Annotated in this window: 13 protein-coding genes, 2 tRNA genes and 3 pseudogenes; 15 read left to right on the top strand and 3 right to left on the bottom strand. The window is 42.9% G+C overall.

Annotated elements, in window-relative coordinates; genetic code table 11:
- Positions 1-68: 68 nt before the first annotated feature.
- Positions 69-991: pseudogene (locus H2C83_RS06180) on the bottom strand (DUF5655 domain-containing protein).
- A gap of 933 nt (positions 992-1924) precedes the next feature.
- On the opposite strand from H2C83_RS06180, the gene H2C83_RS06175 reads away from it, so the two are divergent.
- Both H2C83_RS06175 and H2C83_RS18095 read left to right on the top strand, forming a co-directional pair.
- On the top strand, positions 1925-2722 hold the full coding sequence (locus tag H2C83_RS06175) for a helix-turn-helix domain-containing protein (RefSeq protein ID WP_181738822.1): 798 nt from the start codon (positions 1925-1927) through the stop codon (positions 2720-2722).
- A 452-nt stretch (positions 2723-3174) separates the two neighbouring features.
- A pseudogene (locus H2C83_RS18095) lies at positions 3175-3312 on the top strand (helix-turn-helix transcriptional regulator); the annotation flags it as partial.
- A gap of 181 nt (positions 3313-3493) precedes the next feature.
- On the opposite strand, the gene H2C83_RS06165 reads toward H2C83_RS18095, so the two are convergent.
- On the bottom strand, positions 3494-3736 hold the full coding sequence (locus tag H2C83_RS06165; RefSeq protein ID WP_246333778.1) for a helix-turn-helix transcriptional regulator: 243 nt from the start codon (positions 3734-3736) through the stop codon (positions 3494-3496).
- Positions 3737-4062: 326 nt separating this feature from the next.
- Here H2C83_RS06165 and H2C83_RS06160 point away from each other — a divergent pair, with 326 nt between their 5' ends.
- The 8 genes and pseudogenes from H2C83_RS06160 to ulaA all read left to right on the top strand — a co-directional run bounded on the left by H2C83_RS06160 (position 4063) and on the right by ulaA (position 10006).
- Positions 4063-4686, top strand: coding sequence for a GNAT family N-acetyltransferase (locus tag H2C83_RS06160; RefSeq protein WP_246333777.1), 624 nt, complete (start codon positions 4063-4065; stop codon positions 4684-4686).
- A 153-nt stretch (positions 4687-4839) separates the two neighbouring features.
- Entirely contained in the window at positions 4840-5214 is a 375-nt protein-coding gene (locus H2C83_RS06155; protein ID WP_181738854.1) for a hotdog domain-containing protein, read from the top strand.
- Between the two features lie 160 nt (positions 5215-5374).
- The gene (locus H2C83_RS06150; protein WP_181738852.1) at positions 5375-5572 is read left to right on the top strand and encodes a phage holin; all 198 of its coding nucleotides are present in this window, start codon (positions 5375-5377) and stop codon (positions 5570-5572) included.
- Between the two features lie 80 nt (positions 5573-5652).
- A tRNA-Pro gene (locus tag H2C83_RS06145) sits at positions 5653-5729 on the top strand.
- Between the two features lie 37 nt (positions 5730-5766).
- Positions 5767-5843, top strand: a tRNA-Pro gene (locus H2C83_RS06140).
- A 660-nt stretch (positions 5844-6503) separates the two neighbouring features.
- Positions 6504-8453, top strand: coding sequence for a BglG family transcription antiterminator (locus H2C83_RS06135; RefSeq protein WP_181738820.1), 1950 nt, complete (start codon positions 6504-6506; stop codon positions 8451-8453).
- Positions 8450-8713: a PTS sugar transporter subunit IIB gene (locus H2C83_RS06130; RefSeq protein ID WP_181738818.1), complete on the top strand. Its 264-nt coding sequence runs from the start codon at positions 8450-8452 to the stop codon at positions 8711-8713. The genes H2C83_RS06135 and H2C83_RS06130 overlap by 4 nt, the downstream gene beginning before the upstream one ends.
- Positions 8714-8747: 34 nt before the next feature.
- A pseudogene (gene ulaA / locus H2C83_RS06125) lies at positions 8748-10006 on the top strand (PTS ascorbate transporter subunit IIC).
- Positions 10007-10357: 351 nt separating this feature from the next.
- On the opposite strand, the gene H2C83_RS06120 reads toward ulaA, so the two are convergent.
- A complete protein-coding gene (locus H2C83_RS06120; protein ID WP_181738816.1) occupies positions 10358-11191 on the bottom strand; it encodes an HAD family hydrolase in 834 nt (277 codons plus the stop codon).
- A gap of 189 nt (positions 11192-11380) precedes the next feature.
- On the opposite strand from H2C83_RS06120, the gene H2C83_RS06115 reads away from it, so the two are divergent.
- The 5 genes from H2C83_RS06115 to H2C83_RS06095 all read left to right on the top strand — a co-directional run bounded on the left by H2C83_RS06115 (position 11381) and on the right by H2C83_RS06095 (position 16097).
- Entirely contained in the window at positions 11381-11953 is a 573-nt protein-coding gene (locus H2C83_RS06115) for a uracil-DNA glycosylase (protein WP_181738814.1), read from the top strand.
- A gap of 38 nt (positions 11954-11991) precedes the next feature.
- Positions 11992-13704: an ABC-ATPase domain-containing protein gene (locus H2C83_RS06110; protein WP_181738812.1), complete on the top strand. Its 1713-nt coding sequence runs from the start codon at positions 11992-11994 to the stop codon at positions 13702-13704.
- Complete coding sequence (gene rnhA, locus H2C83_RS06105; protein WP_181738811.1) at positions 13701-14132, top strand: ribonuclease HI; 432 nt, start codon at positions 13701-13703, stop codon at positions 14130-14132. The genes H2C83_RS06110 and rnhA overlap by 4 nt, the downstream gene beginning before the upstream one ends.
- A 72-nt stretch (positions 14133-14204) precedes the next feature.
- Positions 14205-15362, top strand: a complete 1158-nt coding sequence (gene queG / locus H2C83_RS06100; protein ID WP_376766342.1) for a tRNA epoxyqueuosine(34) reductase QueG — start codon at positions 14205-14207, stop codon at positions 15360-15362.
- 207 nt (positions 15363-15569) lie between these two features.
- The gene (locus H2C83_RS06095; protein WP_181738807.1) at positions 15570-16097 is read left to right on the top strand and encodes a methylated-DNA--[protein]-cysteine S-methyltransferase; all 528 of its coding nucleotides are present in this window, start codon (positions 15570-15572) and stop codon (positions 16095-16097) included.
- Positions 16098-16129: the final 32 nt, after the last annotated feature.

Genomic DNA, 16129 nt, shown 5'->3' with positions numbered 1-16129 from the left:
GGGGTTTGTCATCAAGCTCGTCTTACGTACATTCGTAAGGCGTTTTCTATTTTTGCCTGCATACATGACTAACTCACATCATAAGCCATATTAATCAGCCGTTTAGATCTTTCAATATCTTCATCGTTAGAAATTGTAACCTCTAAATCGCCCGTACCAAAATGCCCTATGTTCGATACATCACGGGTAAAACCCTTTTCTAATGTAATACTGTCGGGCTAGACTTTCAGGTAAAGTAGTATTTTTCCTGTTTGCGGGTGTATTTCAACACAGGCAAAGTTTTTAATACGTTTGAATGCTATGTAATGTTTAAGTATTTTCATTTGAACGTCATCACCTAATGCCATCATATAGGCTTTTAATGTTTCAAATCTATCAGTAAGTTCCGTGTTTGCTTGCTCAAGATAATCGGAAACAGTTTTTACCCGTGTATTACGGTTCGTAGTCGTTGCAGTTGGCGCATTATCTTCTGTATGTACCGTTTGTGCTGTTGTAGCGTTAACCAAATCAAGCAATAATAACCCGTCACTATAATATTTGTACTGATAAAGCTCTATATTGCGGTTTATTTGTTGTACAGCGTGTTCATCATACTTGGTGAAACGGCCTGCTATGCAAAGTAAACGAGGACTGCTCCAGTCAATAGCGTCTGAAACGGTTTGCCCGTACCTGCGCATTACCATTAGTTCAAATTCTGCTTTATGATCCAGTAACCAATCCAGGTAAAACAGTCCTTGATTAATTACGTTTTCGTTCAGTGATCGCTTATATTCAATAATAACGGGTGAATTGTTTTCATCAATTCCCAACGTATCAATTCTGCCTGTGTGCCGTTTACCTGTACTATATTCGGAAGTCAAAAAGCGTACACCTAAAAACGCTTCCAAATGTCGCTCAATGATCTGTTGTAGCGATTTTTCAACGTAACTGATTGCCCTTCTATCTCATCTACGTTTTCCCCGTTTAGTCGAAACAGTTTGATATCACCCAAAATACATCTCCTCCCTTTTTATAGAATGATTATATCATTTAGCAATACTTCCTATAATTATAATGGTAGTTTTCACGTTGATAATGCCCTTTATCACGGACATACTATTTGATAGGTGATAGCCATTTAGGGTTACCCACCGTCGACGGATAGCCTGCAGGCTGTATTAAACCAGGGATTTGTCGGAAAAGAAATCCTTCGGTTAAATGAAAGAGAGTAAAGGAAATCAGGGAATCGTTCGAGAAAATAAATTCTTGAATCTGAAAAGAGGTGATTCCATTTGGGTTGGGATACTTTTAATGGCAAAAAGGTTAGCACCGATATTAAACCAGACAATCCGAAATCAAGCTGGGTCAAAGGTCCGAATGGCAACTACGATGGCGTCCCACGAGCCTATTTGAATTCAAAATCGGATAGTCTTTTAAATGGGAAAAGGAAAAACCCGTGGGACAAGTAAAGGAATACATATTGATTTGATGGGTGCCGCATTTTTGCGGCTCTTTTTTACAAAAATAGATAAAATGAATACATAGGAAGGATTCATATAAGTCTGTTTGAAAACGTGATTGAGGCTATTATAGTGGAAACGGTCTGGGAATGTTCTGTATACATACCGTATTCAAACTTGCGATAACGGGAGATTTTCATTTCCGACGTAGTAACTGCAATCAAGTGATCGAGTACATCATCTTCGAGCGTGTCGGTAGTCAGTTTCAATTACGCCTTGACGTCGTCTTTCGTAATGAGTGCCATGCCAGTCCCACTTTATGGGCATAAAAAACGCCTTCTTCGGGACGTTCTTTAATCTTTCATGGAATCATATCGTTTTAGCATGTATTCGGGCAAAATTTCCCCGTCATAATTGGACGAATCAGTGAAAAATATCACCGCTCTGTGTGATAATCAAAGTATGAACTTAAGGGAGGAACCGTCATGGAACAACACTTTGATGCAACAACGTATATACAAATTATGAAGGAAACCGGTCTCAAACGCTCTCACTTCTATCTGTTTTGTGTCGATACCAAAGAAGAACTGGTTCGAAAAGTGAAGGAAGAATGGAAAAACAACGAAATCCCCATCCGCTTTATCGGCGAAGGCGTTTACGATTTATGGTCGGAAGACGGAAAACAACAAATCCTGCGTATTGATGAAATTCTGGAAATGAAAGCAAAACATATCGAAGCGTTTTTGCTTCCTGAACAAGTTATAAAAGACTTTCAGGAAGAATTGAATAGCGACCTGGTCTATGTCGTTTATGTCTTTGATTACCACAATGTTTACTATCTCGTCGGTTCCGAAGAAGAATTAACGAGTGACCAAATCCTTCGGGCGCTTCGATGGAACGGAATCGACCCGTATGGAGTAGGTATCTGGGAAGCGCCACCTCTTGACCGAATCCCCCGCGTTGTTATCAAACGACTGGATGAATTGAAACTGGGAGAACTTTATTTTCTGGTCAATAAAAAAGCCAAGGGAGAAATCAAAACGATTCCCGCCGAGAAAATGAATCCCATTTATGGCTTCCTGACCCCTGAAGAAGCCGAGGAAAAATGGGGCCTTGAACCTGGCACTATCACCAAACGATGCGAAACCAACTGGAAAGGACAGGTTCGCAAAAGCAAAAACACTTGGCTCATCCCCTACGATACGGTACTGAGAGACTATGGAGATCCCTACTTTAGCCGGATGATTCATGCGGCAAGAAAACAATCGAAAGCAGATAAGTGAAAGCCTGCTTTTTATTCGATGATACATATTTACCTTAGATCAATTTCAACCACCGATGCTTCTGCCATCTATTTACACATTGATCTTATGCTGAAATGTGAAATTAGCTTCACATTTCGACGCGAATATGTATCATAGGAAGTGATTAATAAATGAGGAGTGATAATACATGTTCAAAAAAAGCGACGAAATGGAAATGTTTATTGTGAATCGAGCACCAAAGATACAGATAATTTTCTTTAATTTGGCGCTATTGGTCTGGGCCTTATATGATGTATTTCAGGCAAGTAAACTTAACTTAGCGTTCGTAATTCTTGTGATTGGGAATATACTGTTTTTTGCTGCTCAACTTATTTATCGAAAAAAGTTGGTGAGTAACAAAGATGAAAAATAAGTTACGTGAATACAGGAAAGCCCGCAAAATGGCCCAGGAACAATAGGCACAAAGGGTAAATGTAAGCCGGAGAACTATTATTACTATTGAAAATGGTAACTACAACCCTTCTCTGTTTCATGCGCTCAAGATCTGCAAAGAATTAGATTATCATGTTGAAAGTGTATTTATGTTGGAGGATAAGGATATGCGATAAGATTCCATCCAAACTTTCGCCAATTTTTTTCGGAAATTGATTCACTTCTTCATTGATGCCAGCGGAAACGACCGGTTGTACATCCTTGGCAATGTGGTATATTCAGGCACTCCATGGCCAAGGACTTCAGATAAAACAATTTATAAATGAATAAAGCCACCAAGTCAGTTGGCAGCTTTCCTCACTCTTCCCATTCGATTTTGTACAGATTATCTACTTTGCAATTCAGCAGAACCGCCAGTTTGAACAGCGTTTCCACTTTGGGGAAGGTTTTTCCCTGCACCCAGGATGAAACACTTTGCGGCTTCACGTCAAGGCTTTTGGCAATCTGATCCTGTGTCATCTTGTTGCCTTCTTCTTCCCGTTCCAACAAAACCCACTTGATGCGTGGAATCAATTTCATTTTGTTTAAATCTCTTTTCATTTTGTTTTCCTCCGTTCACTCCTTACTATATCATGTTTTATCTGGTAGATTCAAGTTTAAATTAACCGTTTCGTTTTTGTTCGAAAAAGTAAAGATTCTCAGGCATAATCCTCACCAGACCCTGCTTTCTAAACTTCTTGGGGATTGCCTTTTTCAGGTTGTTGCGTTTTTTGGTCACGAACTGATAACAGGTTGGACCGTTTTTATTTAAGAAGGAATGGTAACATGAATGTAAATTATAAAATCTTTGCTGATTAACCAACGGGGTATCTCGGGGATGGACGGAACTCTCTGTTTTAAGGAAAATGTATTTGTGGACTGGTTCATTGTTACAAGGATCTTCACAGAAAGAGGATGATCATGATATCAGGCGGGCCAGTGAATTGGGGGAAAAAGCCAGAAAACGGATGAGTGAGATATTTGTGTACGGTTTCGGCAAACATCTGACCTTTTTTTCAAAAGATTATAGAAAACTGGCAGCAGCTCTGGCGCATATGTTTGTGCTTGATGTTTTTTATGTGGCGGTTGTGGATGGAGAAATTGCCGGAATGGCGGCTTGCACAAATGGCAAGGTTTCTTCGGTGAAGCTGGATCCAGGGGAATTGAGAAAGCATTTGGGAATTTATAAAGGTACGATTTGCTATCTTGCATTAAAGTCACAATTTGAAAGGCCGTCAGTCGAAACAAAGGATTCCCTGGCATCGGTTGAATTTGTCGCGACGGCTTCAAAATACAGAGGCAAAGGGGTTGCCACAGCAATCCTGAACCGAATCCTGGTGCTTCCTGAGTATCATGAGTATCTTTTGGAAGTTGCCGATACCAATACCGGTGCTGTCAGATTGTATGAAAAAGCGGGTTTTAAAGAATTCAAGCGAGTTAAACAGGCCTGGAGCCGAATAAGCGGTGTCAATTATCTCGTATATATGAAATATATAAAATCGAGTAATTAAATAAAAGGTTTAAGCCAAGAGTTTTTATGCTAAAAAATCCTTGTGATTTCATCGGTTGTGAGATTACTTTGAAATCCCGTTTCTTGAACGCACACTTCTTCTATAGTAAAATAAAAATAATTCATAATTTTAAAACAGGTGATAAACGTGGTTATGCAAGCAGGGGATGTATATACATGGGAAAGAACGTTTACGGAAGAGGAAGTGTTGGCGTTTTCCGAGTTTACAGGAGACAAGGGGCGCCATCATATTGAGAAAGATGAAAACGGGCGGCTAATGGTTCAAGGCTTGCTTACAGCCTCGCTCGTCACCAAGATTGGCGGTGATTTGAATTATGTAGCGAGGAAGTTTGAAATGGAATTTTTGTGCCCTGTCTTCACCGGGGATACGATTCGTTGTGAGGCAAAGGTATCTGAAGTGACTCCGTCTGAAAAGTATTTGGAAGTCAAAATTAAATCTGTTTTCCATAATCAGGACGGCAAAGTGGTCTTGAAACTGGATTGCGATGGCGTTATTTTTTATGACTGACAGACTGGCATGCTAATGATGTTCAAGTTATCCAGGCATATGCTTTTTTTGAATTGTTTGGGTAATCACCGCAAATGATTTCCTTTTTCCTGCATATGATGATGTTGGAGTTGGATTTACCGGCTCACTTTACGGAAAAGGGGAGAATGTGGTGAACTGGATGGTCCGTCTTCGTAACTATGGGTTCTGGTTATCAGTGTTGGCGTTTATTGTTGGCGGGCTCAGATATGCCGGGATTGATCTGGGCATCCAGGAAAGCGTCATTGTTGATCTCATTCTTGGCATTCTTGTGGCACTTGGCATTTTTAATGATCCAACCACTGAAAACAAATGGTATCAGGATGATTCCAGGTCGTAATGGATTAAATTGATAGTTGACAATACGATTGTTGCATGATAAATTATATCTTGTCGCTTGTGTGATAATATATTTACAGTCGGGATGTGGCTCAGCTTGGTAGAGCACCTGGTTTGGGACCAGGGGGTCGCAGGTTCGAATCCTGTCATCCCGACCATTTTTCTATACATTTCGGTTTTTAATCAGATCCATATCGGGACGTGGCTCAGCTTGGCAGAGCACCTGGTTTGGGACCAGGGGGTCGCAGGTTCAAATCCTGTCGTCCCGACCAAATAATTCTGCGGTTTATGTCAAAGATAAACAAATACCATCAAAATAAATTTTCAGGTTAATTTTACAGATAATTCAGTTAACTTTCTTGTACCGGAAAGATATATATAAAGAGATCCAGTCGGTGTGATATTTATATGTGTGTGTATGGGCTTATCATAAGCATACTTTGCACCCCTTGATGGGATAGTAAAGATACATGAGTAACGCAGGACATAAAAATAGACCCTGCGTTTTTTTTATTACCTTTCTTGAGAAGGTATATCTTCTGGTTTGAAAACAGCCAGGAAAAGCATTACTTTTTTTCTAATCCGCTATAACAAGCTGAATGGAATAGATTGATATGTAGTGTGAGGAAACACGTATCTGATCATAGATGGGTGACCAGGTTCTACAGGCTGATATAAAGAATCCATAAGTCCTGTTTTTTAGCACAATTTTTGGGAATAGAATAAGCTGAAAATTGGGATGAAAACATTTATGGGGTTAGTTTGTGGTCAAGTATAATATTAAATAAAGGGGGGTGTAGGGCGATTGATCAAAAAAGTATCCGGCTTTTGCAAGAGATTATTGTCAGCCCTGAGATACGAATAACGGATCTGGCTTATCGATTACACCTTTCTCGTAGACAGATTGAATATCGATTGGAGAAAATAAACGATTGTTTAAGGAAAGTCAACTTCCAACTATAAAGTACAATCGGTATTCAGGATTTGAGGTCGACCCGCTCATTCCTGAATCAATGTCGAGTATAACAGGAATTGTTAACAAAACTGAATATCATTTTTCAGATGAAGAGCGTGTTCAATTAATTCTCCTTTTGCTGTTAAGCAAAACAGAAGATCTTTCACTCATTCATTTAAAAAGTGAATTAAATGTAAGCCGTAATACGGTGCTTCAGGATCTTAAAAAAGCAAAAGAGAAGGCAGCCTGTTTTTCGTGCACACTTGAATATTCACGGCGATGTGGCTATTTCCTGAAGGGGGATGAGTGGGACATTCGGCTTCTGCTCAATAATTTGATAAGCGAAATCGCAAGTCTTGAACAGGGAGAGTTTTTGCTGGAATATCCTTTGTCCGCCGGTCATTGCAAACTGGTGGGTCAGGTACAGATGGAACTTGAGAAAATCGAAGAGGCTTTACAGATTCGTTATATTGATGAAAGGCTGGCTGCTTTGCCTTATGAGATTGTTTATACATGTGTTCGGATTCAGACAGGAAATTGTCTGATGAGATTGATGGAAGAATGGGAAAAAGCTATTCTTTCATCAGAAGAGTATCGAGTACTTACTGATCTTTTCAAGTTGTTAGATTTGATGCGTGCGAATTTTGTAAAGGAACGTGCTTATCTTGCAATTCAACTCCTTATTGCTAATCGAATTGTGGGAGATATTCTAACAAATCAATTGGATGAGAAATTGTTTCAATTGTCTTGTGAAGTGATTCAACAGTTCGAAACCTTGGCTTGTGTTCAATTACACGATGAAAAGAAGTTGGCCAAACAACTTTTTCAACATTTAAAACCGGCTTACTATCGGGCAAAATTTCACATTAAACTGACTAACCCTCTGTATGAAACAGTGGTACAAGAGCAGCCGGAACTCCATCATTTGGTAAAAAAAGCGATGAAGCCGTTCGTTTTACGGCTTGATGACTGTTCCTTGTCTGAAGATGAGTACGCCTATGTGACTATGCATTTTGGAGGTTGGCTGGAAAGACAAGGGACCGAATTAGCCTCCCGGTTTAAGGCGGTTGTTGTCTGCCCGAAAGGAGTGGCGGTTTCTAAACTTCTCATTCATCGTTTGAAAGACATATTTCCGGAAATTCTCTTTCTTGATACCTTATCTTTACGTGAGTTTTATGCTTATCCACTCTCTTATGATATCGTTTTTTCAACCGTTTTTGTCCGAACAAAAGCTCGATTATATCTTGTGAAACCAAATATTGATTTTGTAGAAAAGAAATTGTTATACCGTGAGGTGATGCAAAGCCTTTATGGGTTTTCTGTTTCCAACCTGCACTTGGATCAATTGATACGGGAGATTCGTTCTCATGCCACTATTCATGATCAGGCAGCTTTGAAACAAGCATTATGCCGTTTCTTTTCTCGTCATAAGTTTGGAGTTCGCATTCGAAAGGAGCAAGAAAAGCCAGTGTTAGAGGATTTAATTACCAAAGATACGATTCAATTTGCAAAAGAAATACCAGACTGGGAAGAGGCAATACGCTTTGCTGCCAAACCTCTGCTTAAAAACAAATCAATACAATCTTCTTATGTTGATGCCATGATACAGAACGTACGCAAGGAAGGGCCGTATGTAGTGATTACGCCAAAAGTTGCGATCCCGCATGCTCGTCCCGAAGACGGTGTACATGTTTTATCAATGAGTTTATTAGTGTTGGAAAAAAGTACGTATTTCTCACCAATGAAACCGGTAAATCTCATTTTTGTTTTGGCGGCGGTTGATAATAAAACCCATTTAAAAGCCCTCTCTCGATTAACAGAGTTGCTTTCTTCCGAAAAAATGATTGAGCGGATTATTGCATTGAAGGATAAAGAAAAAGTTATGAAAATAATCCATTATTATTCAAAAGGAGATGAAATGAGTTGAAGATATTGGTCATATGCGGAAATGGATTGGGAAGTAGCCTGATCATAGAGATGAATGTTAAAAAAGCGTTAACGCAAACAGGAAAAGAAGCTGAGGTTTCACATACTGATCTGGCGACGGCACGAACAGAGCAGGCGGATATTTACGTAGGAATGAATGATATCATTCGTCAATTAGACGATGGCCAGCGAAACATCATAGCTTTGGAAAATGTGATGAACATTGAAGAAATAAAAAAGGGATTGAGCCAATATTTTTAAAAAGTTGTAAAAATATCCATTGGGGAGAGATTTGATGCTAAATGTCATAATGAAAGATGTGTTGGGAACTCCGGCTATTTTGGTTGGTTTATTTGCAATGGTTGGATTGCTGCTTCAGAAAAAAGGGGTCGTAGATATTGTAGCAGGTACCTTAAAAACGATTATGGGTTTTATTATGTTGAGCGTAGGGGCAAATGTGATTATCGGCTCTCTTGATGTCTTTGGAAAGATGTTTAATCATGCTTTCCAAATCTCAGGCGTGATCCCCAACAATGAGGCAATTGTGGCAGTAGCCCAGAGGACATTTGGCACAGAAACTGCTTTAATTATGGTCTTCGGCATGATCATAAATGTATTGTTGGCCCGTTTTACTCCTTTGAAATATATCTTTTTAACAGGACATCATACCATGTTTATGGCATGTTTAATCGCGGTAATTTTAATCACAGGAGGTATAAAGGGAATTCAATTAATTGTTATTGGCTCTGTTATTTTGGGAGCTTGTATGGTGCTGTTTCCGGCATTATTACAGCCATTTGTCCGAAAGATTACTGGCTCTGACGATTTTGCCGTAGGTCATTTTGGTTCGATAGGTTATTTTGTTGCCGGAACAGTAGGAAAATGGCTGGGAAATCCCAAAAAAACGACAGAAGCTGTTCAGGTACCAAAGCAACTTGGCTTTTTGCGTGATACATCGGTAGCGGTTTCGTTGACAATGACACTGCTTTTTATCGTTGTAGCCTTTTTTGCAGGAAAAGGTTATATTGAGAGTGAACTCTCAGATGGAATGAACTTCTTTGTCTTTTCATTAATGCAAGCGGTTACCTTTGCGGTGGGGGTTTATGTGATTCTTCAAGGTGTACGGATGATCCTTGCAGAGATTGTTCCTGCATTCCAGGGAATTGCTGATAAACTGGTTCCTGATGCAAAACCTGCACTTGATTGTCCGACAGTTTTTCCCTTTGCTTCCAATGCTGTAATTATTGTTTCCTAATGAGTTTCTTCGCTGGATTATTGAGCATGTTTCTTCTTCCTGTTGCTGGTTTGGCAGTCATTGTCCCGGGGCTGGTTCCTCACTTTTTCACCGGTGCAACGGCGGGGGTATTCGGAAATGCAACAGGCGGGCGACGTGGAGCTGTTCTCGGCGCGTTTGCCAATGGCCTGATCATCAGTTTCCTGCCAGCACTTCTTTTGCCTATGCTTGGAACTTTAGGATATGAAGGTACTACTTTTGGCGATGCTGATTTTGGCCTGGTTGGATTGATACTGGGTAATTTGATAAAATTGTTTTAGTTTCCTTGCTACGGCTTGAAATTGAGACGGTATTCAGAGGAATCCAAAGCATTAAGACTCCTGGATTCATTCCGGGAGTCAAGTTTGTTTAGTAACAATGAACCTGTCATATTTCTGCATGAACCTGCACATTCAGGCGGGATTTTTGAACATTTTTGGCTGTTTTTATCTTTAAACAACTTTGCTCAATAGGAGATTAAGTTTGGGACCAGGGGGTCGCAGGTTCAAATCCTGTCGTCCCGACCACAAAGCAGGGGACCTTTGGAAAAGGGTCTTTTTTTATGCCATGCTTTCAAAACAAATGGACGACGGTAAAGGCCCACGGAATCCATCTGCTGCATGCATTTCTGTTTACAGGTAAGCCCGGACAGTTTGCGGAAGCAGATGCTTCCGGATGAAATAGGCAACTCCGGCCTGATTGTGGGAAGGCACATGGACGGAAGCCTGTTTGAGCACGAGCGGATGTGCATTGGCAACTGCCGCAGGCAACCCGGCTTGGGACAGCATGGACAAATCATTGCAGTGATCACCGATGGCTGCAACCTGATGTGCTTTGATATTAATGCTTTTCAGCACCTGAACCAGGGCGTTTCCTTTGGAAACTCCAGATGGTAAAATTTCAAAATAGCTATCCGAAGATAAAAAGAAATCAAACGGAAAATGTTTCAGCTGCTCGAACCGGTCCAATATCCGATTCATTTCCTCTTTTTCCGCAGCCAGGATAATTTTCAGGTAAGGAGACTCGGGCAGGTTTGCAAACGAAGGGATCAATTCAACCCGGAAATCGTCACCCAGGCTGGCTCTCGCAAAGGGGCCCACTTTTTCTCCATACACTTTATCCAGTCCGTACACAAATACATCGACCTGGTCAGAAAGAAATGTTTTCAGTTCATTCAACATGCGTATAATGACTTCCCGGTTAACCGTCCGTACCGGGACAATCTCTCCGGAGACCGGATCAAACAGGGTGGCGCCATTGCACAAAATTACCGGAATCTGTATGTTCAACTGCTCAATATACTGTTTCGCCTCCAGATATGTCCGGCCGGTCGCCAGTGTAAACAGGCCGCCCAACTTCTGGAATAAAGCAATTTTGTCTTTATTGTCCTGCAAAATTTGCTGTTTATCATCAAGAAGGGTTCCATCGATGTCTGAAACAAGAAAGGGATAAGGTAAAATACCCATCTGTGATCAACTCCTTTGCAAGTTTAAGAATAAAGAAGCAAGATCAATGGGGCGTTGAGTTTATGTTAAATCTTTTGAAATGGAATTCCTAAGAGTATAACATATTTCTTGACGGGAGATAAAGCAGAATTTATCGGTTTGATCATCAAGGCTTTAAAGCTAACAAACAGGGAAAAGGGGAGTTCTTTAATGGATTTGGAGACGCTCGTGAACAGATATCAGAATTGTACCATGTGCCCGTTACACCAAAGAAGAACCCAGGTTGTCATGGGAGAGGGAAACCCGCATTCCCCTTTAATGATTGTGGGTGAAGGCCCCGGTGCGGACGAAGATCGCCTTGGACGACCGTTTGTAGGCAAAGCCGGCCAATTATTGGACAAAATCCTGGCAGCAGCAGAGATCCCCCGGCAGGATATCTACATAACCAATATTGTCAAATGCCGTCCGCCCGGGAACCGGACCCCTCACGATGAAGAAATGGATACATGTATTTCCATTTTACGCCAACAATACGTATTGATTCATCCAAAAATCATTGTTACGCTGGGGTCAGCACCAACAAGAGCGTTGATTGACCCGTCTGCCAGGATTACACGCGTTCGTGGAAAATGGGTGGAAAGAAAAGGCGTTCGTTTTCTGCCGACTTATCATCCCGCTTATCTGCTGCGCAATCCAGGCGCCAAAAAAGAAGCATGGATCGATTTTCAGCAGATCCGGGATGCCTACAAGGAACTGTTGAAAGAACAGACAGAGAGCAAATAGAAAAGAACACTTGATAGATGAAGGTGTGATTGAGAAGAATGGAACGGTTACGTCAGATTTTGCATCGCATTGATGGGAAAGGATACAAGGCCTACAAAGATTTGGAGGGAGTATACCGGTTTCCCACATTTCGGTTATGGATCGATTATGTACAGGGAGACCCATTTGCGTCACCTTCCCGAATCCGGATAGAACTGCAAAAAGAACAAGCACGGGTTGATCCGGACTGGATCAGGACGCCGGTCAGGCAAATTGCCTTTCAGGATTGGGTTGCCCGCAAGTGGGGGCAGCAATTGGACCAATTTTCATTTAAGGCCAAAGGAACCGGAAAAAGCGGCCTGATGACAATGGACCGCCCCGGGCAAGCCATTCTGAGACGGACTGCTGTCATTGCAGAGCGGGATCGGCTGGAAGTTCGCCTGCACATCGGACTTCCGGCCCGGGGAAGGACGATATTGGGAAGACAGGCTGAACAAATGCTGCTTACATACATCCCCCGTCTGGTCAGGGAAATGTCACTTACAGAAGAGGACAGGCAACAAATCCGGCAAAGTCTGGAACTGGCAGACAATCAGCAGGCGATCCGGCAAGCACTGCGGGAAAAAGGCTGGATCGCTTTCATCTCCGATGGAGCGATTTTGCCTCGCGAAAGCGGAATTTCTGACCGACCGCTGAAAAAAGGACAAGTCATCCCTTTCCGGTCGCCGGAATCAATGCGTGTCGAAATTCCTGTTCCCCACGGGGATCCGGTGACCGGTATGGCAATCCCGGAGGGGATCACCCTGATTGTGGGCGGGGGTTATCATGGAAAAAGCACGCTGTTGAAGGCGATTGAACGCGGCGTTTATAACCACATTGCCGGTGATGGAAGGGAATATGTAATCACTGTGGAAGACGCAGTGAAAATTCGCGCGGAAGATGGACGGCGGGTGGAAAAAGTGAATATTTCTCCATTTATCAACCGGCTGCCGTTTGGAAAGGAAACGGGGCAGTTTTCCACGGATGATGCAAGCGGAAGCACGTCCCAGGCTGCCAATATTATGGAAAGTCTGGAGATGGGCTGTTCCTGTCTGCTTATTGATGAAGATACAAGCGCGACCAATTTCATGATTCGCGATGCGCGGATGCAGGCTCTGGTAGTCAAGGACAAGGAACCGATTACTCCGTTTATTGATAAAATCCGCCAGCTTTATGAGGAAGAAAACGTGTCCACCATACTGGTTCTTGGAGGATCAGGAGACTATTTTGACGTGGCTGATCATGTGATTATGATGGATCACTATGTACCTCACGATGTAACATTCCGGGCAAAAGAGACCGCCAGCCGGTACCAGTCAAAACGAAAACAGGAAGGCGGCCAGGGGTTTGGGAGGATTTGTTCCCGCATTCCGCTTCCGTCCAGTTTCAGTGCCCAAAAGGGACGGAAAGAAAAAGTGGATGCCAAAGGCCTCAAAACGATTTTGCTGGGGACGACGACCATTGATCTGTCTTATCTGGAACAGCTTGTCGATTCCAGCCAGACGCGTGCAATCGCCCAGGTCTTGCGTTTGCTGGGGGATCGTGCCAACGGAGAGAGAGACCTCTCCCAACTGCTTCATGAAATCGAAGCGGAAATCAGGCAAAAGGGATTGGACTTTCTTTCTCCCTTTCACGGACATCCCGGGGATTTGGCCATGCCTCGCAAGTATGAAATTGCGGCTGCCATCAACCGGATGCGTACTCTGAAGGTAAAAGGAGAGAACTTGCGTTGAAAGAAGTGATTGTTTATACCGATGGAGCATGTTCCAATAATCCCGGTCCGGGTGGTTGGGCAGCTGTCCTGATGTATGGAAGGCATCGGAAAGAAATCTCCGGCGGGGAACAGGTTACGACCAATAACCGGATGGAGTTGACTGCAGTCATCAAGGCGTTATCTTCATTAAAAGAGCCTTGCCGGGTAAAGATCCATTCCGACAGTGCCTATATCGTAAACTGTTTCAAGCAGAAATGGCATGAGAAATGGACCCGGAACGGCTGGATGACAGCAAGCAAAAAACCTGTCGAGAACAAGGATTTGTGGAAACAGTTGCTGGAGCTGACCAAACAGCATAAGGTGGAGTTTGTAAAAGTGAAAGGACACAGCGATGTAACCTGGAACAACCGTTGCGATGAACTGGCGCGCCTGGCCGTGCCAAGGTAATGGAATAAACTGATAAACCAGACACACTGCCAAGGATGTTATAATAATCCTTTGTAAGAGGGGGTGAGCAGGGTGAAACCGGAAGAGTTGAAACAGCGGCTGAAGCAAAAAGCGAAAGAGATCGGAATTGACAAAATCGGGATTGCCAGTGCGGATCCGTTTGCCGGGTTGAAAGAGCGCCTGAAGGAAAGCCAGGCCAAGGGATATGCATCCGGTTTTGAAAAGCCGGATGTTGATGAACGGGTTGATCCTTGTCTTTCACTTTCCCGGGCGAAATCAATTATTGCCATTGCTCTTGCTTACCCCTCCAGACTGAAAAACCCGCCCTGCTCGGAAGAGGGAGCATATCGGGGCATTTTCTGCCGCGCTTCCTGGGGTGAAGATTACCATCATGTTTTAAAAGAACGCCTTTCTATTCTGGAAACAGCTTTAAAAGAGTGGGTTCCGGACGCGCGCACCATGATCATGGTCGATACCGGAGCGCTTTCCGACCGGGCAGTGGCAGAACGGGCAGGCATCGGGTGGGTTGGAAAAAACACGGCCCTGATTACGGATGAATTTGGTTCCTGGGTATATCTGGGAGAAATGATTACTGATGTATATTTGCCGCCTGATGAGTCGGAGAAGAAGGGTTGCGGTGACTGCACCCGCTGTCTGGAGGCATGTCCGACCGGGGCACTGGTACAGCCCGGGCAGTTGAACGCGCAATCCTGTTTGGCGTTTCTTACCCAGACAAAAAACTTTTTGCCTGATCCGTACAGGAACAAAATCGGGAATCGCTTGTACGGCTGTGATACCTGCCAGATTGTGTGCCCCAAAAACCGAAAAGTCGATTTTGACCATCAGCAGGAATTCCGTCCGGAACCGGACAAAGTCAAACCGCTTTTAAAACCGCTGCTGTCCATAAGTAACCGTGAATTCCAAGAAAAATACGGAAAAATGGCGGGTTCGTGGCGGGGGAAAAAGCCGATCCAGCGAAATGCAATTCTGGCCTTGGCCCATTTCCGCGATCAATCGTCTGTCCCTGACCTCACCCTCCTTCTTTTTGGTGATCCGCGTCCGGTAATTCGCGGAACAGCGGCATGGGCTTTGGGGAAAATAGGGGGAAATGAGGCAAAAGAAGCCCTGCTGAAAGCCAGAGACCGGGAATCTGATTCAGACGTGCTTGGAGAAATTGAAAAGGGTCTGAAATTCTTTATGAATAACGGAGAGGCCAAAAGCAGGGGATAACGGGTTTTTTTGCATTTTGGAAAGCCGATGTTCAGACTGCAAGCTATAATATATGATATAGAGATAGTATTATTGAAAGTTAATGTTAGTTTTATAATTTTATAAAAAGCGTTTATTAAATGAAACATTTTGCCAGCAATACCGTCTATTAAGAGAAGATGCATTTTTGGACAGTGATGAAATCCCAGATGGGGAGGGTTTAATTCCATGGCCTCAGGGGCAAAAAAAATTGCTTGGAGCCAGATGGAAAGTCCGGTTGGCTTATTGACCCTTGTTGCAAGTCAACGGGGAATATGTTATCTGGACTTTTGCAAACAGAACGGTTCAATTGTGGGAGTCCAAATATGGCTGAATCATTGGTTCCCCCATTATTCATTGGAACGAAATGACCAGGTGTTCATTCCATATATGGAACAGTTGCAGGAATATTTTCAGTGTGAGCGAAAGGTATTTGAATTTACGATTGATTTGTATGGCACCCCGTTTCAAAAACGGGTCTGGCGGCAATTGCAAACAATTCCTTATGGAGAAGTCCGCACATACAAAGAGATCGCCTTGGCAATAGGGGCTCCCAAAGCAGTAAGAGCAGTAGGCGGGGCCAACAACAAGAATCCTTTGTCGATCATCATCCCTTGCCATCGGGTCATCGGGTCGAATGGTTCGCTGGTGGGATATGGAGGAGGTCTCCATATTAAAGAATACCTGCTTACTCTTGAGGGATGGTTAAAACAATAAATTGTGAGAGATTTATCAAGTGGTTGGGAATA

Origin of the sequence: Thermoactinomyces mirandus, from assembly GCF_013868055.1 — a bacterium.
In the GTDB taxonomy this organism is placed as follows: domain Bacteria; phylum Bacillota; class Bacilli; order Thermoactinomycetales; family Thermoactinomycetaceae; genus Thermoactinomyces; species Thermoactinomyces mirandus.
The sequence above is the reverse complement of the archived record's forward strand: the minus strand, read 5'-3'. Positions and strand labels throughout refer to the sequence as shown.

Coding starts and splice junctions, on each gene's coding strand:
- H2C83_RS06175 (WP_181738822.1), top strand. CDS start 1,925: ATGGAACAACACTTTGATGCAACAACGTATATACAAATTATGAAGGAA.
- H2C83_RS06165 (WP_246333778.1), bottom strand. CDS start 3,736: ATGAAAAGAGATTTAAACAAAATGAAATTGATTCCACGCATCAAGTGG.
- H2C83_RS06155 (WP_181738854.1), top strand. CDS start 4,840: ATGCAAGCAGGGGATGTATATACATGGGAAAGAACGTTTACGGAAGAG.
- H2C83_RS06150 (WP_181738852.1), top strand. CDS start 5,375: ATGGTCCGTCTTCGTAACTATGGGTTCTGGTTATCAGTGTTGGCGTTT.
- H2C83_RS06120 (WP_181738816.1), bottom strand. CDS start 11,191: ATGGGTATTTTACCTTATCCCTTTCTTGTTTCAGACATCGATGGAACC.
- H2C83_RS06115 (WP_181738814.1), top strand. CDS start 11,381: ATGGATTTGGAGACGCTCGTGAACAGATATCAGAATTGTACCATGTGC.
- H2C83_RS06110 (WP_181738812.1), top strand. CDS start 11,992: ATGGAACGGTTACGTCAGATTTTGCATCGCATTGATGGGAAAGGATAC.
- H2C83_RS06095 (WP_181738807.1), top strand. CDS start 15,570: ATGGCCTCAGGGGCAAAAAAAATTGCTTGGAGCCAGATGGAAAGTCCG.